Below are 16,638 nucleotides of genomic sequence, written 5' to 3'. Positions count from 1 at the left end.
ATGGGGTCACAGGTCGAACAGGCCCGGCGCGTCGCCTACCGGGGCCGTGGTGCGAGCACGGCGGGCGGCGGCGGTGTGGCAGTCCGGGCACCAGGCGCGCAGCGCGCCCGCAGGGACGCGGGCGGCGGCGACGTCGGAGGCGAGCGGGTCGGCGGGCGCGGCCATGAGCCGCACCAGGCGCCCGTGCTTGCTGGTGTAGTGGTCGTGCTCGTGCGGGCACCGGCCCTCGCCCTTGGCGTGGGGGTTGCCGCACTCACCCGCGCACTGGCAGCGGTAGCCGGCCGCTTCCATCACCGTGCGGAAGAGCGCGGCGCCGACGATGGGCTGTGACTTCACGCCGCTGCCCTCCCCCACACCGGAGGTTCGGACCGGCTGAGCAGCAGGCGCAGGGCGGCAACGGCCTGGGGAGGCACCACGCCGTTGCCGAGCGCCTTGAGCTGCGCGGTGCGGGACAGGCCGGGCACGGCCGTGACGTGGCCGTCGTCCAGGGCCATCAGCCATTCCACGAAGGACGGGTTCAGCCGTCCCAGATCGTCAGTTGGCCCGGGGGCGGGGCGGCCGATGACCTGCGCCCACCTTTCGATCGCGGCGGCGTACTCGCCCCAATCCGGTGGGCCGCCGACGGCAGCGTGAGGTCCCCCTTGCTGCCGCGCTGGTTCGGTCCGCCCTTCTCCCCGTCCGTTGCGCGCGGGGTCGGCAGCAGCGAGCCCACCTCGGCGGCCAGGCTCTTGCCGTGCGTCCCGGCTTCCTGCGACGGGCTGCGCTTGGTCTGCCGGTTCTCGTTCGCCGACGCCCGCGGGGTGGGCAGCAGTGCCCCACTGAACGTCAGGTCCGTCAGCGTCGGTGAGCTGCTGCGGGGGTTCCGGGCCGTCGCCTGACGGGAACCCTTGGAGTCCCCGACCAACGGCGTCGGCAGCAGGGAGACGACGTGCCGCAGGTTCATCCCGCCCTGTGCCGCGTGCCCGGCCCCGGTGCTCTCCGAGGTCGACGGGGTCGGCAGCAGCGAGCCGACCACGGTGGGCAGTTGCCCTCTCTGCCCACCGCCGCGCCAGTCCCGGGCCGCCGGAGTCGGCAGGCCAGGCGTAGAAGAACAGGCGGTTGCGCCGGTGGGCGGCACCGATGTCCGACGCGCGTACACAGCACCAGTCCGCATCGAACCCGAGGGCGGCAAGGTCTCCAAGGACGGTGTCGAAGCCGAGTGAAAGGTGGCCTGCGACGTTTTCAAAGACCGCGAGCCGGGGTCGTAGAACCCCAAGGGCGCGGGCGATGTGCGGCCAGAGGTGCCGGGCATCCTTGGTTCCCTTCCGTTTGCCCGCGGTGCTGAACGGCTGGCACGGATAGCCGCCGATGTAGATGTCGACCGGTTCGACGCCGTGCCAGTCCAGGGCGGTGATGTCCCCGAGGTTGGGCACCTTGGGGTGGTGGTGGGCGAGGATGAGCGCGGCGCCGGGGTCGTTGTCCGCCACCCACGCCAGCTCCCCGCCGAACACCTGCTGTACGGCTTCGTCCAGGCCGCCGTATCCGGTGCACACCGAGCCGATCCGCGGGGCGCTCATGCAGCCACCCCCACGACCGGGGCGTCCGTGCGGGCGCCGGTCCGGCCGGCGCGGCGGCCGGTGACGGTGGCGAACAGCCGGCCGAGCCCGGCACGCCGGGTCCCGGCGCGGGCCTGCTTGGCCGCGTACATCGCCTCATCCGCCCGCCGCAGCAGCCCGGACAGGTCGTCGCCGGGGAAGTCCGCAGCGCGCACCCAGCCGAGAGAGACCGTGGTGCGCACGGCGGAGTCCTGGCCGTCGACCGGCCGGGCCAGCACGCCGTGCAGCACGGCGAGCAGGTCGGCGGCGGTGCCGTGGTCGTCGATGAGGACGGCGGCGAACTCATCGCCTCCGAGCCGCCCGGCGACCCCGGTACGGCCGACGTGGTGGGCGAGCCGGTCGGCCGTCGCCTTCAACAGGGCGTCCCCGGCCGCGTGCCCGTGGGTGTCGTTGATGTGCTTGAACTTGTCGACGTCGGCGAGCACAACGACCGCGCGCGGGTCCTTGAGCAGGGTTGTGGCGCGGCGGGTGAAGCCGTCGCGGGTGCGTAACCCGGTGAGCGGGTCACGCCGGGCGGTGTTCAGGCAGCCTCGCAGCCACCACACGTGAACCGCCCAACCGGCGGCCAGGGGCAGTACGGACAGCAGGACCGTGGCCAGGGTGTTCACGCGGCCACCCCCTCAGCGGCGCTCTCAGCCTCGTCGGCTGGTGCGAGGGTGGCGTGCAGGGGGTAGCTCGCGGCCCGCTCGTCGAGCAGGTCGTCACGCACCTGCCGGGCGGGACGGGCGCCGCAGTGCAGTGCCTTGCGGAGTGCTTCGGCGTTGACCTCGGCGTTCGTCCAGTCGGCCGTGATCGTGCGTGCCTCGGCGAGCAGTTCGGCCGCCGTGCGCTGTGGCGTCTTGGCCTTGCCCCTGGCGGGCCGCTTGCGGGGCGGCTTCGGCGCCACCTGCTCCGGCTCCTCCGGGACCTGTTCCGGCTCCGGCGTCGGGGCGGGCTTGATGTCGGCGGCGGCCGGGGCGAGTTCTCCCAGTCGCAGCAGGACGCGTTCGCGGCGCGGGGTCTGGCGACGCCACGTGCGGCCGTAGCGCTCCCGCAGATCCGCGCGGGCCAGCAGCCGTTCCTTCTCCAGCGCGAGGGCGTCGGCGTAGGAGGTGACCTCCCACAGCGTCATCCGACGCCACAGAGCGAACGTGGACGCCGGGGCCAGCAGCCAGCGAGAGAACCGGATCTTCTCCATACGCCGACCGGTGACGGCGCCAATGCGGACGGCGTAGACGTGCGCGCCGATCTCGGAAAAGACCACCCACAGCAGCGGCATCGTGCCGTGCGCCACCTTCGCCGACAGCGAGTGCCCGGCGGCGACGTTCAGGCCGCACGTGACCAGGGTGAGCACCCAGGGCACGAAGCGCACCCACGCCAACGCCATGTCCAGCCGGATCAGCAGCAGGTTGGCCAGCGTGAACACCGGAATGGCCACGTCAACGGCGACGGGCAGGATCTGAGGCTGAGTGAAACCCCAACGGGCAGCGGCCAGGGACACCGCATCGAAAGACGAGATCAGTCCCAGGGCACCGACAGCGGCGGCGGCGAACGCCCCGACCGCAGCAAGCCACACCTCGGGGAACGTCAGCGGCGGCACGGCCGGACGTTCCACGGCGGTCGTCTCGGTGGCGGTCATGACGCGTCATCCGCCTCAGAGGCCCGAAGCTGGGCGTCCATCAGCTCCGCCTGCACGTCGGTGACCGCTCCGTCGCAGATGCGCTGATAGACCGCCTCGCTCTCCAGGAACATGCGGTCCTCGAAGTTCACGCCCTCGCTCATGCCGCCGCTCCCTTCCGGGAGGGCCGCCGGCGCCGGGCCGGGCGGGTCAGCGGGACGACGTTGAACAGCTCCGGGGCGTGCGCCTCGATCACCTCGGCGACGACGTGGGACACGTCGTCCGGGAGCTCCGGGTTGTCGGCGAGGATGTCGCGGGCCGCGTCCAGCCGGGCCGCGCGCTCCTCGTCGGTCTCGCCCTCCACCCCGAGCCACAGCTCAGCCGGGGTGCCCAGGGCCAGTTCGATGAAGTCGTTCACGGAGACGGCCTGATGACCGCCGATGTACGTGCGCATGACAGCGCTCCTGATTCGGAGGGACTGGAAGAGCCGGAGGGGCCGCAGGCGTGTTGGTGAGACGGCGACCGCTCCGGAGTCCCCTGCCGCGAGCGCGGCGGGGAGAGTGCCCCGGGCCGGATTCGATCCGGCGCCCTCACGGCAAGATGCCGGGGCGGTGGTACAGGGTCAGACGGTGGCGATGATCAGTGCGGCGACCAGCAGCCACAGGTGGTGGAAGGACTGGTCAAGGGCGTAGGCGCCGGTCCCGATGTGCGGGTTGTCGTCCCGGCCGGCGCGCGGGGCACCGAGCCGGTAGAACTCACCCTTGCCGGTCACCCTGGCCAGCCACGCCAGCGTGCTGCGGCGGTCGGCCCACCAGTGCGTGACCGCGTCGATGCCGAGCCCGGCCACGATGCCGAGCGCGGACAGGTGCAGATCCAGCAGCCAGGCGACCGGCAGCAGAACCGCGCCCTTGGTAGCGGTCAGAGTGGCGACGTGCCGGGCGTCGGCGAGCCGACCGACCCATCCGGGACGGCCCTTGTGCGCAGACTGGTGGGAGGTCTGCACCCAGTGGTCGCCCACACTGTGAGCGACGTACAGGGCAACGAACACAGCGGCGAAGTTGGCAGCGTCCACGGCCATCACCGGCCGCCCCGGGCACGGGCGTTGTCCTCGCTGCGCTTGTTCGCCTCAGCGGCCTTCCGGGCCAGTTCCGCCCGTTCCGCCTCTGTCAGACTGGTGACCACAGGTGCCTCCTCAGTAGGTGCCTGTACGCGGTCCTCCGGGGTGCCACCCGGGGGACCGCTCTGGTTTCTCATCAAACGGGCAGGCCACCGACGTGATGCCGGCGCCCTGCCCGCATGACGAGTGACGGGAAAGCCCGTCACTGTCGTTTCGCGGCTCCCGTATGCGCCTTGCTCCGCCTCCCTTGGACGGCGCGCGGTCACCGCGTCACTCAGTCGTCACTCGCTGAGTCGATCTCCCTGGAATGGCTACCTGTCATGGACCGGGTGCAGCCCAATCACCGGGATCCCCGCCGATCCGGTCCCTGGGTCCACGCCCGAGGGTCAGACCAACGGCTTAGCCGATGACACCGATCAATCCGTGAAGACGACGGACTTCTACGTCTCCCCTGCCGCTCGAACCGCGTGTAAGCGGGTCCGGCGGGGTCCTTCGTGGTGCGTTCTTGCAGGTCAAGCACTTGCAGGCACGGCGAGGAAGTCCTTTCGGGCCTCTCGTTCCGGCGTGATTACAGATTGACCTAGGTCAATCTGGCTGTCAAGCGGGTCCACCGAAGGATCAGAGATTGACCTAGGTCCGGCTACTCTCGATGCCATGGACCAGAGCCCCGAAGCGCCCAAGCAGACGCCCACGGCCAAGGAGATTGCGGCGCAGTTCCGCGAGAAGATCACGGGCCCCGACCGCGAGTACGAGCCGGGCGATCAGCTGCCAGCCGCTCGCAAGCTCGCCAAGGAACTTGGCGTGCAGCTCATGACCGTTCAGAGCGCGTTCGGTCAGCTCCGTGACGAGGGGTTGGTTCTCACGCAGCAGGGCCGCGGGACGTTCGTCCGCGATCCTTCTGTGCCCCTCGGTAGCGAGCCGGGCAGTAGCCCGGCGTTCACTGCCCTGGCCACGGAACTCAGCACGATTCATGACGCCCTGCGCCAACTTGGCGAGCGGCTTGATCGCCTTGAGCGGCTTGTCGGTAGCGAGACTCCACCGTCGCCGTGAGTTCGTCCGCGCGCCTCAGCAGTCGTTCGACCTTGGCGCGGGCCTCGCTCAAACTCGCTTTGATCAAAGCGAGTTCGGCGGGAGTCATGCCTTCCAGCTCGCCGCTTTGCTCATTGATCCCTGACATGCCAATGAGCATGTGGCCCGGAACGGCAGAGGACCCGGACAGACTGTCCGGGTCCTCTTTCCTTGCAGGTCAGACGTGTTGACGAATCGTCATCGGGTGGCCGCATCCACTGTGTCGAGCACTGCCGACCAGGGGAGCGGGCGACCCGCCGGCGCCTCCCGAGGCTCGTACAGCGGCCATACATCCGGGCCGTAGACGACATGCACGCCCCCAGCCCGGAGGGTGTCGATGTGGTGCTGCCACGCCGGATGGCGAGCGTGCGCCGCGTTCACCCGGGGGAAGACGACGACCGGCAGGCCTAGGGTGCCGATGGCCTCGCCCACCTGTGTAAGGGCCTGGTTGTCCATCAGGCCGGTCGCGAGTTTGGCGACCATGTTCGCCGACGCGGGAGCGACGACATAGCAGTCAACCGGCGGGTGCGGGCGGGCCTCGCCGGGCAACCGCGGCTCATCGCGAACGGGCAGGCCGGTCAGTTTCTCCAGCCGCTCCGCCTCGCCACTGAGCCTCAGCCACTGAGCCGCGGTCGGCGTGAGCGTGATGGCCACCTGCCAGCCGCGTTCCATGGCGGGCTCCACCAGGCCGGTGCGCAGGGCCTCCACGCCTCCAGCTGCGGACCCGACGACCCCGAGCACTCCACGCTTGACTGAACTCACTGCACCGCCCTGCACCGCTGAGCCATCACGAACACTTCGGATGAGCGCGAGCCACCAGTGACCGGAGACTGTTTGATCAGGTCCCGCAGCGTCTCGCGCACCCTGGGATTGTTGCGCACGAGCTGTGGCGAGGTGCGCTCAGCCGTCCGAAGCTCCGTGAACGCCTCATCGCCCTGTCCGACGAGCGAAAGGGCGCGCGCGTAGTCGATCCGGTGCGAGACGCTGCGTTCCTGCGGCATGTGGTCGACGTTGATCCGTCCGTGCTCCACCACGTACGAAACGTTGTCGAGGTCCAGCTCAACGGACAGACGGTGAAGCAATACGTTCGTCGGCCCAAAGCCGGTCTGCCAGTAGTTCTCATCCGACCCGAGATCGTCCGCGAGTTCTTCGGCCCGGTTCAGCAAGCCGGTCGCGGTGGGTCGGTCCTGGTGACGTGCTGCCGCTACGGCGGCGCGTAGGTGGATCATGCCCAGCAGGCTCAGCGCCGCGGGGTCGCTCTCGGTGACCCGGGAGGACAGCCATGCGGCGGCCGTGTTGCCCAGCTCCAGCGCGTCGTCATACCGGCCGTTTGCCAGTAGGGCGTGTGTGCCGGAACGTGCGGCCGATGCCAGTACCAGGGGATCGTCTGACTCGTCAGCGGCCCGCATCGCACGCTCGGCGGCAAGCCATGAGATGTCTGACTCACCGATCTTTGCGAGCGTCGTAGCTGCGAGGTGGTGTGTGCGAGCCGACACAGCCCAGCAGTCGCTTCGGTCGTCGCCGCGGCGTGCCGCTCGCTCCTCCAGCTCCTGAGCGGTCTGCAAAAGCGTCGGGAGAGCCGCAATGACGCTGCCGAGTCGCCCGCCCTGGTAGTCGTTCCACGCCTGCTCCACGCGCACGGCCACGGGGGCCGGCGTCGGGAGCTGTACATCGGCCTCGGGGCCGAAGAGCAAACGCGACAGGCGCCGCGGGCTCATCAGCGCGTCGCGTACGGCCGGAACGTCGTCCTGGCGCCTCTCGTCCTCCATGAGCACGGTCTGACCGAGCAGGTCCCCGAGGGGCACGCGCAGGATGCGCGACAGCTCGGCAAGCATGTCGATACGCGGCGGCTTCCGGCGCCCCGTTTCGATCTTCGCCAACCAATCGGTGCTCCGGCCGACCAGGCCGGCCAAGACCTCTTGCGTGTAGCCGCGACGCTTGCGGTAAAACGCGATCCGCTCGCCGATGCTGAGGTGATCTCCGAGACCACGCATTGCGTGCTGCCTCCTGCTGCTTGTGAGGGGCCGGTTTCACGGTACAGAGCCAGTGGTGGGGCGGGTAGCGGGCCTTCTCCGCTACCCGACCAAGTACGAGCGTGACGGCCCTGGAGCGGCGCGGCCCGGACACTCTGTCCGAGTCTCTGATCTCGTGCTTTGTGGATGGGGCCGGGCCGTCCGTGGGCCGTCCGAGGGGGACCGGCGACGACCAACAACGACAGACAACGACGACGTTCTGACTGGTCAGAGGGACCCTGAGAACAGGGCTCCGAGGTAGCGCCGCTACAACATCACTTCTTCGACGTGTGACCGGTGGGCGGTCCGGCGACCGCCCGACCCTCTTCGGCCCCGTCTCTCACCTCGGTGAGCGGCGGGGCCCTCGTCATGTGTCCCCCGGCCCGCGGGCCGGGCCCGCCGTGTCACCCGGACGCCGTACCCGGCATGCGGGGCGGGCGCCTCTCGGTCTTGACTGGGAGGCGTGGTCCACGCGGGACGGAGAGGTGGCGGGACGATGGCGCGGCGGCGGATGCGGGGGGTGTGGGCGTCGGCGGCGGTCCTGGTGGGCGCCGTGCTCGGCGGATGCTCCGACGGCGGCGGGCCCTCCGGCACGGCGTCCCGGGCCGCGTCCGCCGCGGCCTCCGTCGGCTCCTCGCTCGCCTCGCAGGCCGCGTCCGCGCTGGCGTCGGCCACCGCCGCGGCGGGCCGCACGCTGGACGGGATCAAAGGCGGCACCGAGGCCAGGGGCGAGGCCCGGGTCGGCGCGACCGGCGGTGCCTCCGAGGGGCGCAAGGCGGTCGAGGTGACCGCCTCGAACCCGACCTCCAAGGCCCGCACCTACGCCGTGCAGATCGACTTCAGGGGCGCGGGCGGCGATCTCCTGGACGCGGTGGTCGTGACCATCGGCTCGGTCCCCCCGCACGGGTCGAAGAGCGGGACGGCGCTCAGCAACCGCAAGCTCTCCGGTGACGTCAAGGCCGACGTCGCCCGCGCGGTGCGGTACTGATCGCGGTGGCGCACCTCAAGCGGGCGCGATGCGGCGCGCGGCCCCCGGGACCGCGCGCGCCCCGGTCCGGTCCGCGCCCTCCGGGCCGCCGCCCGCCGCGCCCGGGGCCGAGTCCCGCCCGCCCGCTGCCCGTGCCCTGAACGGAAAATCGGATGCACGGCGAGTGACCGCTTTTCTACGCTGAGGACGCGTACCCCGGCGGCTCGCCCACCCCGGCAGGCCGCCGGCTCTCGTCGGCACAACCGTTCACCACGCCTCGGAGGCCCGTCATGGGCACCATTCTCATCGCCGCAACAGTCGTCCTCGTCATCCTCGGGTTCGGCGACCACACCTGGTGGATCGCCGCCGCGGCCCTGCTCCTCGTCCACGTCCGGTACGTGCGGCGCCCGTCCTCCGGGTCCTCGCCGGGAGCGGGCGGTGCCCCGGGAGCCGCGGCCACCTACCAGCAGTACCGCGCACGTCGTGACCAGCAGGCCAGGTGGGAGCGCCGCTACCGCCGCGAGCGTCCCTTCGAGTACCGCCGCCAGCAAAAGGGCGGGTAGCGGTCGGGGCGCCCGGTCACAGACCGGGCGCGCCCCAGATCGGGAACCAGCGGCCGAGGTCCTGCTCGACGCGCAGGTCGTCGGCGAGCATCGCCCTGACCTGGAGTTCCCGTGCGGTGTCGCGCCGCTCGCCCGCCCCGGCGAGCGGCGCGAACGGGTAGAACGTCCCGCGCTTGTACAGGTAGACCAGGCCGAGGCGCCGCCCGCGCGCGTCCTGGAAGGCGGCCACGGAGCACAGCAGCTGCGGTCCGAAGCCGTTGACCTCCATCGCGCTGTTGACCGCGTGCAGATCGTTGACCAGGGCGGGCAGTTCGGCGGGCGTCCGGCACGACACCAGCCAGGAGTAGCCGTACGCGTCCTGCCGCAGCTCCACGGGCGGTCCGCCGCGCTCCGCGTCCGCGTCCAGGAGCGCCTGGATCTCGCGGTTGGTCTGGGCGAAGGCGCCACCCTCGACCGAGGCGAAGCAGACCGCCCCGGTCCCGGTCGGGGTGAACCCGGCGGCGGCCTCGAGCGTGACCGCCGCCGAGGGCAGGGCGAAGAGCTGGTCCAGGTCGGGTGCGACCGGTTTCGTGCGGCCGAGCAGGATGTCCAGGAGACCCATCGGCCCTCAGCCCGTCCTTCCCGGCATCGCGGCCTCGCCCAGTTCGGCGGAGATCCGGGCGAGCTGCTCCAGCCGCTGCTCCAGTGTCGGGTGGGTCGAGAAGAGCCGGGACAGTCCCGGCTGGGCGCCGAACGCGGGCGTGAAGTAGAAGGCGTTGAAGGCCTGGGCCGTGCGCAGGTCCTCGGTCGGGATGCGGGCGATGTCGCCGCTGACCTTGGTCAGCGCGGACGCCAGGGCCGAGGGGCGCCCGGTGAGATGGGCCGCCGCGCGGTCGGCGGCCAGCTCCCGGTACCGGGACAGGGCCCTGATCAGCAGGAAGCTGAGGGCGTAGACGAGTGCCGAGACCACCATGACGGCGCCGAGGACGGCGACGGTGTTCTGGTCCTTGCGGCCCCGTCCGCCGAAGACCTCCGAGTAGAAGGCGAACCGTACGACGAGGCCGGCGATCACCCCGAGGAACGACGCCACCGTGATCACGGCGACGTCCTTGTGCGCGACGTGCGACAGCTCGTGCGCCAGCACGCCCTCGAGTTCCTCGGGTTCCAGCCGGCGCAGCAGTCCGCTGGTCACGCACAGCACGGCGTGGTCGGGGTCGCGGCCGGTCGCGAACGCGTTCGGCATGTCCATACCGGACACGGCGACGAGCGGTCTGGGCATGTCGGCGACCGCGCACAGCCGGTCCACCACACCGTGGAGCTGCGGATACTCCTCGCGCTCCACGACGCGCCCGTGCATGGCGTACAGCGCGATGCGGTCCGAGAACCAGTACTGGGCGCCGAGCACCAGCGCCGCGATCACGACGACCAGCACCCAGGATCTGAGCAGCGCGATCAGCGCGGCGACGAAGGCCACGTACAGCAGCCCGAGCAGGAAGAGCGTGACCGACATCCGTACGGTCAGGCGCCGGTCGCTCTGGAAACGGCTCCGCATATCGCATCACCCCGCGGTACCCGGTGGTAAGGCACTCGTCCCACCCCCATTGTGCGCCCGAGCCGGCCCATGAACCGGTTCCGAACATCCCCGCGGAAGGCAAAGACTGCCGGGACGCGACGCCGGGTGCCCCCGCACGAGGGGCACCCGGCGCGGGACGCGGGGGTCAGCGGCTGTAGCGGATCAGGGCGCGCACCATGTGGCAGGTCGTGGCCGACGGCGGGTGCACGCCGATCTGCTCGGCCGTGCCGCGTATCCGCTCGTCCTTCGCCTGGGTCGGCAGATACACCCCGGAGTCGAGCAGGGCGATCGCCAGACGCATCGCCTTCAGACGCCGGTTGTGCGTGACGTACCACTCGCGGGGCCGTCCGGGCGGCAGCGGCCGTTTGGCCACCGGGGCGTAGGGCAGGTCCAGCGGGACCTGGCGGCGGGCGGTGGACCGGGTGGGCTTCGGCTGGGTCGTGGTTGCGGCAGCGGGCACGAGCATCCTCCTGTCGCGGTCGGGGAAGCGGTCCGGACGCCCCGGAACCTCCCTCGAACACTGCTTCTATTCTACTGCCGCCCACTGACAAAAGCCGCTGGCCAAAGGGGCTTTGGGCCTGGTGGTGACAGCGGTGGCAGGGGGTGGGAGGAGGTGCCGGGCGGGGCCCGGACGCCCCACTACGGTGGTGCCATGGAGATCTGGATCAACCCCGCCTGCTCGAAGTGCCGCGGCGCGCTCACCCTGCTCGACGCCGAGGGCGCCGCGTACACGGTGCGCCGCTATCTGGAGGACGTGCCCACCGAGGACGAGATCCGCGACGTCCTGGGCCGGCTCGGTCTGGAGCCCTGGGACATCACCCGCACCCAGGAGCCGGAGGCCGAGGAGCTCGGCATGAAGGGCTGGGCGAGGGACGCCGGCGCCCGGGACCGCTGGGTGCGCGCGCTGGCCGAGCGTCCCCGGCTCATCCAGCGGCCGATCATCACCGCCGAGGACGGTACGGCGGTGGTCGGCCGCACGGAGGAGGCGGTGCGCGACGCCCTGTCCCGGTGAGGGTTTCCGGCGCGCTTCGAACGAGGCCGACTGCCGTGTGACCCAGGCCACTCAGGGGAATCCTGTGCGCCGCTGAGCAACGGCGGCCGGTTCTTCGTACCTAGCTGCGTACCCCATGGCGACCGGCCGGTCTCGACGGCCGGGAACAGGAGGCGCGCATGTCGCGTAGGAGAACTGTCAGTACCAGGAAGAAGGTCGCGCTGGCCGTGACCGCTCTCGCGGTGGCCGGAGGCGGGGCGTTCGCCCTCGCGGCCACCTCGAACGCGGCGAACGTGCAGACCGCGGCGACCTCGACGACCTGCAAGGGATTCGCCACCGCGCTCGGCAACAACGAGGCGTTCATCGCCGCCCAGAAGGCGCATCCGGACGCGCAGTCCGCCGCGCGGATCGCCAACCGCGACGCGGTCGTCAAGCTGATCAAGGTGCAGCAGCAGGACGCGGGCTGCCAGGTCGGTGAGGCCGCGCAGCCGGACGACCCGGCGCTGCCGGGCGGTGCCGCGCAGGCCGGGGGGTCGGCTCAGGACCCCCAAGCCTCGGGCTCCGCCTCCGCCGCGCCGACGATGAACGCCCCCGGCTCGAACACGGGCGGCAACGGCGACAAGGGGAACAACGGCAACGCCGGCACCGCGGGTGACGCCGGCGCCGCCTCGGGCCAGCAGGTCTGCAAGGGCTCGACGGTGACGCTCTCCGGCGAGGCCGGCGCGCCTGCGGCGTCCAGCGGTCAGTTCCCGACGGGCACGAAGCTGAAGGTCACCAACCTGGACAACAACAAGTCCACGACGGTGACGGTCACCGGCCCCTCCGGGAGCTGCGCCCTGCTCAACAACGCGGCCTTCGAACAGGTCCGCGAGCCGGGCAAGTTCCTGATCCGTCACGCCCTCATCGAGAAGGTGGGCTGACCCCGGCGGCGCGAGACGCCGCAGGGAGCGCGTCCTGGGTCCTGCTGTTCGCGGCCACGAACAGCAGGACCCTTGGCTTGTGCGCGGGGCGCCCGATGGTCTGGGACAGGACTCCTGCGGGCGGCCCGCGTCTGCTTCAATGGACGCATGGCCGACTTCCGGAAGCTCACCGCGTGCACCGCGACGGGTCGCCATGACCTCGAGCCCTTCTGGCCCTCCCGTCAGCACCACGACTTCGACCGGGTGTGTTGTCGCGCGACGCACGCGCCGGCCCTCTGACGCCGTACGGCTCTGCACAGCCAGAGCCGTAGCACCCGGCCATCGGCCAGCGCGCACGACGTACGTCCCTCCTGACGACCTCCTCGCGCGAAAGAGCTGACCTCTCATGGCGACCACTCGTTCCCTCCCGTCCGCCGCCCCCCTCTCCCCCGCCGTCCGGCTGCGTGCCGTGGGCCAGGACGAGACCGCCGCGGCACCGGACTTCCTGCCGCCCGGCGCCACCTGGCTGCCGGCACCCCCGCACGCCCTGCCCAGCCTGCCGGGCCGCCCGCCCATGATCGGCTACCTGGTGCTGGTGCCGGCCGGTGACCAGGCCGTGCCCACCGCGACGGTGGCACCCGCACCGGCGCCCACCGCCCTGCCCACCGAGGTCGAGGGCGCGAGCCCCGGCGGCGGCGAACGGGCCGTCCGCGTCGACACCGTGCAGCGCACCGCCCAGGTGGACGGCCGCGAACTCGACCTGACCTACCTGGAGTTCGAGCTGCTCGCGCATCTGGTGGCGCATCCGGGCCGGGTGCACAGCCGGGACCAGCTCGTGGCCACGGTCTGGGGCTACGGCCATGTCGGCGACGGCCGCACGGTGGACGTCCATGTCGCCCGGCTGCGGCGCAAGCTCGGCGCCGGGCACCGCGGGACGATCCAGACCGTGCGGCGCGTGGGCTACAAGTACGTGCCCTGAGCCGGGCGCCCCGCCTCTGCTGTCGGCAGAGCCGCGTGCCACGGCGCCGCCCGGGCGGGCACAGTGGTCGGCATGAGACTTCTGGTGCTGGGCGGTACGGAGTTCGTGGGGCGGGCCGTGGTGGACGCGGCGCTGCGGCGGGGCTGGCGGGTGACCGTCCTGAACCGGGGGCACCGCCCGCCCCCGCCCGGCGTGGAGGCGCTGCACGGCGACCGCACGGCGCCCGGCGGCCTCGCGGAGCTGGAGCGCGGCCCGGGGGCGGAATGGGACGCCGTGGTGGACACCTGGTCGGGGGCACCCCGCGCGGTGCGCGAGGCCGCCCGGCTGCTCGCCGGGCGGGCCGGCCGGTATGTGTACGTGTCCAGCTGCTCGGTGTACGCCTGGGCCCCGCCCGCCGACTACACCGAGGACGCGCCGCTCGTGACGGGCGCCGACGCGGGGGCCGGGGAGACCGACTACGTCCGGGACAAGCGGGGCGGTGAGCTGGCGGCCCTGGAGGCCTTCGGCGCGGACCGTTCGGTGTTCGTACGGGCGGGGCTCATCCTCGGACCGCACGAGAACATCGGACGGCTGCCGTGGTGGCTGAACCGGATGGCCCGGGGCGGCCCCGTCCTGGCCCCGGGCCCGCGTGAACTGCCCCTGCAGTACGTCGACGCCCGCGACCTCGCCGCGTGGGCCCTGGGGGCGGTGGAGCGGGAACTGCACGGCCCCTACAACCTGATCAGCCCGCAGGGCCACGCCACGACGGGGACGCTGCTCGACGCGTGCGCGGCGGTCACGGGGGGCGCGGCCGACCTGCGGTGGACCGAACCGGAGGTGATCCTCGACGCCGGTGTCCAGCCGTGGACGCAGCTGCCGGTGTGGGTGCCGCCGGGCACCGAGGGTCATGACGCCCTGCACCGCGCCGACGTGTCCCGGGCCGTGGCCACCGGGTTGGACTGCCGTCCGGTCCACGAGACCGTCGCCGACACCTGGCGGTGGCTGCGGAGCGTCGGCGGCACCGTACCCCCGCGGCCGGGCAGGCCGCCGGTGGGCCTCGATCCCGCGACCGAGGCGCGGGTGCTGCTCGACGGCGGGCGATCCGGCCGATAACCGAGCCACACGCGCTACCCGTCTCAACTACCCCTGAAACAAAGCCTTCTGTGGCTCTTGCGCCCGAAATGCCCCTGCGCGCGGGGAAGTTTTTTCGGCGGCTTCTGAACGCCCCACGAGCCCCTCGCGTATGGGATGGCGCCGCACACCCCCTGTCGGGCGCTTTGGCCCCGGAAGGAAGTCAGAGGAGTTCCATGGGACGCAATACACGCAAACGCCGTACGCCGCTGGCCACCAAGGCCATGGCCGCCTCGGCTGCCCTAGCGCTCGGCGGGGGCGGGCTGATCTGGGCCAACTTCTACGCGTCGGCGCACGAGACGAACTCGGCGCAGAACAGCACGAAGGCGTCGTGGGGCCAGGTCGCCACGATCTCCTGCCCGGACGTGGGCCAGCAGCTCTCCAACGTGCCGGGGCAGGCCCGCACCGAGGTCGACGGCGAGCTGGGCAACCTCGACAGCCAGATCACGGACGCCTACCAGCGTCTGGCGACCACGCGGTCCGCGCAGGCTCAGGACGCGAACTACGTGCAGAACTCGATCCTCCAGCCGCTCAAGGACCGGCGGACGGTGATCATCGGCCGTATCAGGCTGGAGATCACCCGGGTCGGGGGCCAGACACCCCGCAACCTGGACGCGATGGCGTCCTGCACCGGCATCCCGGCCAACCAGCCGAACACCGGCCAGCAGAACAACGGCGGGGGGCAGCAGCAGAACGGCGGCGGCCAGCAGAACAACGGCGCGGGCCAGCAGAACGGCGGCCAGAACGCCGGGCAGCAGCAGAACAACGGCGGACAGGCCGGCAACGGCCCGGCCGCGGCCGACTTCGTGGACATCACCAAGGTCCAGCGCAACGTCGCCGCGAAGGTGCGGGCCGGCCGGGGCGGCTCCACGGGGACCTTCCTCACCCAGTGCGGCGTGAACGCCAACAAGAACCACAACACCGACAACGTGATCGTGGCACCCGGCGTGACCAACGGCGCCCACCACCTGCACGACTACGTCGGCAACCAGAAGATCAACGCGTTCGCCAGCAACGACACGTTCCTCCAGGGCGGCACCAGCTGCCGGAACCGGAACGACCTGTCGTCGTACTACTGGCCGGTGGTCCGGGTCCAGGACGGCACGCAGGACTTCGACCAGAACGCGGACGGCGGCGGCAAGGAAGGCAACGTCGGCCGGATCCTGACCCCGGTGCAGGCCCAGATCAAGTACGTGGGCAACCCGCGCAGCAAGGTCGTGGCGATGCCTCAGTTCCTGCGCATCATCACCGGTGACGCCAAGACCACCACCAACGGCCTGGCGAACGCCAACGCGCACTGGAGCTGCACCGGCTTCGAGAACTCGGTCCAGCTGACGGACAAGTACCCGATCTGCCCGCAGGGCAGCAACGTGGTGCGCACGTTCGCCTTCCAGAGCTGCTGGGACGGCCAGAACATCGACAGCGCCAACCACCGCACGCATGTGGCGTTCGCCGACGCGGGCGGCAACTGCCAGAACGGCTTCAAGGCGATCCCGCAGCTCACGATGCGCCTGGTCTACAAGATCAACCCGCCGACCCTGCAGAACGGCCAGGTGAAGAACGCCTACGCCGTGGACGGCTTCCCGGAGCAGCTCCACAAGCCGGCCACCGACCACGACGACTTCATCAGCGTCACGACGGGCGGCCTCGCGAACAAGATCGCGAACTGCGTGAACACCGGCCGGCAGTGCCAGTGACCCGCTGAGTGCTCCACCGCGAAGGCCGGTGGCGGGAGTTCCCGCCACCGGCCTTCGCCTCTGGGCGGGGCGGTTCAGCCGGTGTGCGCGTGGTGGTCGGTCCCGATCTCGACGTCGCCGCCGAGCGTGCCGCGCAGCGCGTTGACCACCCCGTCGTCGCCGACAGCCACCCACTTGCGGCCCACCAGGTAGAAACCGCCGTAGTCCTTGGCGTCGTTGATCCACTCGCGCTGGCCGCGGTCGGTGGCGAAGGTGGCGAGCACGAACCTGCCGTCGGAGTTCCTGCAGATGGCCTGGCGGATCGTGTCCGCGTCCGTCTGGATCTGCGGCTTGCACCTGACGTCCGCCGCCAGGTCCTCCAGGCTGCCGGTCGCCGCCGGCGGGACCTTCTGCCGGGCCTTGTCCGCACCGTCCGCGCCGGCGCACCCGGTCAGCACCATCAGGGCGGCGGCCGCACCGGCCGCCAGCTTCTCGCGCGTCCACGTCATGTC

General features: G+C 71.5%; 22 protein-coding genes and 1 pseudogene. 8 read left to right on the top strand and 15 right to left on the bottom strand.

Going from position 1 to position 16,638, the window contains the following annotated elements; all coding sequences use genetic code 11:
• Nucleotides 1-6: 6 nt before the first annotated feature.
• From AB0C59_RS27525 to AB0C59_RS27485, 9 genes and pseudogenes are all read right to left on the bottom strand, one after another.
• Nucleotides 7-336, bottom strand: coding sequence for a hypothetical protein (locus tag AB0C59_RS27525; RefSeq protein ID WP_363009177.1), 330 nt, complete (start codon nt 334-336; stop codon nt 7-9).
• A complete protein-coding gene (locus AB0C59_RS27520) occupies nt 333-494 on the bottom strand; it encodes a hypothetical protein (RefSeq protein WP_363009281.1) in 162 nt (53 codons plus the stop codon). The genes AB0C59_RS27525 and AB0C59_RS27520 overlap by 4 nt, the downstream gene beginning before the upstream one ends.
• Nucleotides 495-517: 23 nt before the next feature.
• Nucleotides 518-1,015 carry a hypothetical protein gene (locus AB0C59_RS27515; RefSeq protein WP_363009279.1) on the bottom strand — a complete coding sequence of 166 codons (498 nt, stop codon included), beginning with the start codon at nt 1,013-1,015 and terminating at the stop codon, nt 518-520.
• Between the two features lie 73 nt (nt 1,016-1,088).
• A pseudogene (locus tag AB0C59_RS27510) lies at nt 1,089-1,556 on the bottom strand (DNA cytosine methyltransferase); the annotation flags it as partial.
• The gene (locus AB0C59_RS27505) at nt 1,553-2,203 is read right to left on the bottom strand and encodes a GGDEF domain-containing protein (RefSeq protein ID WP_363009175.1); all 651 of its coding nucleotides are present in this window, start codon (nt 2,201-2,203) and stop codon (nt 1,553-1,555) included. The gene AB0C59_RS27505 and the pseudogene AB0C59_RS27510, both read right to left, overlap by 4 nt.
• The gene (locus AB0C59_RS27500; protein ID WP_363009173.1) at nt 2,200-3,213 is read right to left on the bottom strand and encodes a DUF2637 domain-containing protein; all 1,014 of its coding nucleotides are present in this window, start codon (nt 3,211-3,213) and stop codon (nt 2,200-2,202) included. Before AB0C59_RS27500 ends, AB0C59_RS27505 begins: the two co-directional genes overlap by 4 nt.
• Nucleotides 3,210-3,356, bottom strand: coding sequence for a hypothetical protein (locus AB0C59_RS27495; RefSeq protein WP_363009171.1), 147 nt, complete (start codon nt 3,354-3,356; stop codon nt 3,210-3,212). Before AB0C59_RS27495 ends, AB0C59_RS27500 begins: the two co-directional genes overlap by 4 nt.
• Nucleotides 3,353-3,646: a hypothetical protein gene (locus AB0C59_RS27490; RefSeq protein WP_363009169.1), complete on the bottom strand. Its 294-nt coding sequence runs from the start codon at nt 3,644-3,646 to the stop codon at nt 3,353-3,355. The genes AB0C59_RS27495 and AB0C59_RS27490 overlap by 4 nt, the downstream gene beginning before the upstream one ends.
• Nucleotides 3,647-3,814: 168 nt before the next feature.
• Nucleotides 3,815-4,264 carry a transcriptional regulator gene (locus tag AB0C59_RS27485; protein WP_363009275.1) on the bottom strand — a complete coding sequence of 150 codons (450 nt, stop codon included), beginning with the start codon at nt 4,262-4,264 and terminating at the stop codon, nt 3,815-3,817.
• 699 nt (nt 4,265-4,963) lie between these two features.
• Here AB0C59_RS27485 and AB0C59_RS27480 point away from each other — a divergent pair.
• Nucleotides 4,964-5,359, top strand: coding sequence for a winged helix-turn-helix domain-containing protein (locus AB0C59_RS27480; RefSeq protein ID WP_270084190.1), 396 nt, complete (start codon nt 4,964-4,966; stop codon nt 5,357-5,359).
• A 216-nt stretch (nt 5,360-5,575) separates the two neighbouring features.
• Here the strand turns inward: AB0C59_RS27480 and AB0C59_RS27475 are convergent, their stop codons facing one another.
• Together AB0C59_RS27475 and AB0C59_RS27470 are read right to left on the bottom strand one after the other, a co-directional pair.
• On the bottom strand, nt 5,576-6,085 hold the full coding sequence (locus AB0C59_RS27475) for a flavoprotein (protein ID WP_363009167.1): 510 nt from the start codon (nt 6,083-6,085) through the stop codon (nt 5,576-5,578).
• A 50-nt stretch (nt 6,086-6,135) separates the two neighbouring features.
• Nucleotides 6,136-7,371, bottom strand: a complete 1,236-nt coding sequence (locus AB0C59_RS27470; protein WP_363009165.1) for a helix-turn-helix domain-containing protein — start codon at nt 7,369-7,371, stop codon at nt 6,136-6,138.
• A gap of 514 nt (nt 7,372-7,885) precedes the next feature.
• Here AB0C59_RS27470 and AB0C59_RS27465 point away from each other — a divergent pair.
• Nucleotides 7,886-8,377, top strand: coding sequence for a hypothetical protein (locus AB0C59_RS27465; RefSeq protein WP_363009163.1), 492 nt, complete (start codon nt 7,886-7,888; stop codon nt 8,375-8,377).
• Between the two features lie 269 nt (nt 8,378-8,646).
• On the top strand, nt 8,647-8,919 hold the full coding sequence (locus AB0C59_RS27460) for a hypothetical protein (protein WP_363009161.1): 273 nt from the start codon (nt 8,647-8,649) through the stop codon (nt 8,917-8,919).
• A 16-nt stretch (nt 8,920-8,935) separates the two neighbouring features.
• Here the strand turns inward: AB0C59_RS27460 and AB0C59_RS27455 are convergent, their stop codons facing one another.
• The 3 genes from AB0C59_RS27455 to AB0C59_RS27445 form a co-directional block, all read right to left on the bottom strand.
• A complete protein-coding gene (locus tag AB0C59_RS27455) occupies nt 8,936-9,520 on the bottom strand; it encodes a hypothetical protein (protein WP_363009159.1) in 585 nt (194 codons plus the stop codon).
• A 6-nt stretch (nt 9,521-9,526) separates the two neighbouring features.
• Nucleotides 9,527-10,450, bottom strand: a complete 924-nt coding sequence (gene htpX, locus AB0C59_RS27450; RefSeq protein WP_363009157.1) for a zinc metalloprotease HtpX — start codon at nt 10,448-10,450, stop codon at nt 9,527-9,529.
• Nucleotides 10,451-10,616: 166 nt separating this feature from the next.
• Nucleotides 10,617-10,931 (bottom strand): hypothetical protein, encoded by a 315-nt coding sequence (locus AB0C59_RS27445; RefSeq protein ID WP_363009155.1) that lies wholly within the window; start codon nt 10,929-10,931, stop codon nt 10,617-10,619.
• A gap of 192 nt (nt 10,932-11,123) precedes the next feature.
• Between AB0C59_RS27445 and AB0C59_RS27440 the strand changes: the two genes are divergently transcribed.
• From AB0C59_RS27440 to AB0C59_RS27420, 5 genes are all read left to right on the top strand, one after another.
• Nucleotides 11,124-11,483, top strand: a complete 360-nt coding sequence (locus tag AB0C59_RS27440; RefSeq protein ID WP_363009153.1) for an ArsC/Spx/MgsR family protein — start codon at nt 11,124-11,126, stop codon at nt 11,481-11,483.
• A gap of 158 nt (nt 11,484-11,641) precedes the next feature.
• Nucleotides 11,642-12,382, top strand: a complete 741-nt coding sequence (locus AB0C59_RS27435; RefSeq protein ID WP_363009151.1) for a hypothetical protein — start codon at nt 11,642-11,644, stop codon at nt 12,380-12,382.
• Nucleotides 12,383-12,767: 385 nt separating this feature from the next.
• Nucleotides 12,768-13,340: a winged helix-turn-helix domain-containing protein gene (locus AB0C59_RS27430; RefSeq protein WP_363009149.1), complete on the top strand. Its 573-nt coding sequence runs from the start codon at nt 12,768-12,770 to the stop codon at nt 13,338-13,340.
• A gap of 72 nt (nt 13,341-13,412) precedes the next feature.
• Nucleotides 13,413-14,432, top strand: coding sequence for an NAD-dependent epimerase/dehydratase family protein (locus AB0C59_RS27425; protein WP_363009147.1), 1,020 nt, complete (start codon nt 13,413-13,415; stop codon nt 14,430-14,432).
• 194 nt (nt 14,433-14,626) lie between these two features.
• A complete protein-coding gene (locus tag AB0C59_RS27420) occupies nt 14,627-16,147 on the top strand; it encodes a DUF1996 domain-containing protein (protein ID WP_363009145.1) in 1,521 nt (506 codons plus the stop codon).
• A 74-nt stretch (nt 16,148-16,221) separates the two neighbouring features.
• Here AB0C59_RS27420 and AB0C59_RS27415 read toward each other — a convergent pair whose 3' ends face one another.
• A complete protein-coding gene (locus AB0C59_RS27415; RefSeq protein WP_363009143.1) occupies nt 16,222-16,635 on the bottom strand; it encodes a hypothetical protein in 414 nt (137 codons plus the stop codon).
• Nucleotides 16,636-16,638 lie beyond the last annotated feature (3 nt).

The organism is Streptomyces sp. NPDC048664 (assembly GCF_040650555.1).
Taxonomy (GTDB): domain Bacteria; phylum Actinomycetota; class Actinomycetes; order Streptomycetales; family Streptomycetaceae; genus Streptomyces.
Note: the sequence above shows the minus strand (reverse complement) of the source record. Positions and strands in the feature narration are given on the sequence as shown.

Excerpts from the sequence above, each read along its gene's own strand:
- AB0C59_RS27520 (WP_363009281.1), bottom strand. The coding sequence starts at position 494 with ATGGCCCTGGACGACGGCCACGTCACGGCCGTGCCCGGCCTGTCCCGC.
- AB0C59_RS27500 (WP_363009173.1), bottom strand. The coding sequence starts at position 3,213 with ATGACCGCCACCGAGACGACCGCCGTGGAACGTCCGGCCGTGCCGCCG.
- AB0C59_RS27495 (WP_363009171.1), bottom strand. The coding sequence starts at position 3,356 with ATGAGCGAGGGCGTGAACTTCGAGGACCGCATGTTCCTGGAGAGCGAG.
- AB0C59_RS27490 (WP_363009169.1), bottom strand. The coding sequence starts at position 3,646 with ATGCGCACGTACATCGGCGGTCATCAGGCCGTCTCCGTGAACGACTTC.
- AB0C59_RS27480 (WP_270084190.1), top strand. The coding sequence starts at position 4,964 with ATGGACCAGAGCCCCGAAGCGCCCAAGCAGACGCCCACGGCCAAGGAG.
- AB0C59_RS27470 (WP_363009165.1), bottom strand. The coding sequence starts at position 7,371 with ATGCGTGGTCTCGGAGATCACCTCAGCATCGGCGAGCGGATCGCGTTT.
- AB0C59_RS27465 (WP_363009163.1), top strand. The coding sequence starts at position 7,886 with ATGGCGCGGCGGCGGATGCGGGGGGTGTGGGCGTCGGCGGCGGTCCTG.
- AB0C59_RS27460 (WP_363009161.1), top strand. The coding sequence starts at position 8,647 with ATGGGCACCATTCTCATCGCCGCAACAGTCGTCCTCGTCATCCTCGGG.
- AB0C59_RS27455 (WP_363009159.1), bottom strand. The coding sequence starts at position 9,520 with ATGGGTCTCCTGGACATCCTGCTCGGCCGCACGAAACCGGTCGCACCC.
- htpX (WP_363009157.1), bottom strand. The coding sequence starts at position 10,450 with ATGCGGAGCCGTTTCCAGAGCGACCGGCGCCTGACCGTACGGATGTCG.
- AB0C59_RS27440 (WP_363009153.1), top strand. The coding sequence starts at position 11,124 with ATGGAGATCTGGATCAACCCCGCCTGCTCGAAGTGCCGCGGCGCGCTC.
- AB0C59_RS27435 (WP_363009151.1), top strand. The coding sequence starts at position 11,642 with ATGTCGCGTAGGAGAACTGTCAGTACCAGGAAGAAGGTCGCGCTGGCC.
- AB0C59_RS27430 (WP_363009149.1), top strand. The coding sequence starts at position 12,768 with ATGGCGACCACTCGTTCCCTCCCGTCCGCCGCCCCCCTCTCCCCCGCC.
- AB0C59_RS27425 (WP_363009147.1), top strand. The coding sequence starts at position 13,413 with ATGAGACTTCTGGTGCTGGGCGGTACGGAGTTCGTGGGGCGGGCCGTG.
- AB0C59_RS27420 (WP_363009145.1), top strand. The coding sequence starts at position 14,627 with ATGGGACGCAATACACGCAAACGCCGTACGCCGCTGGCCACCAAGGCC.
- AB0C59_RS27415 (WP_363009143.1), bottom strand. The coding sequence starts at position 16,635 with ATGACGTGGACGCGCGAGAAGCTGGCGGCCGGTGCGGCCGCCGCCCTG.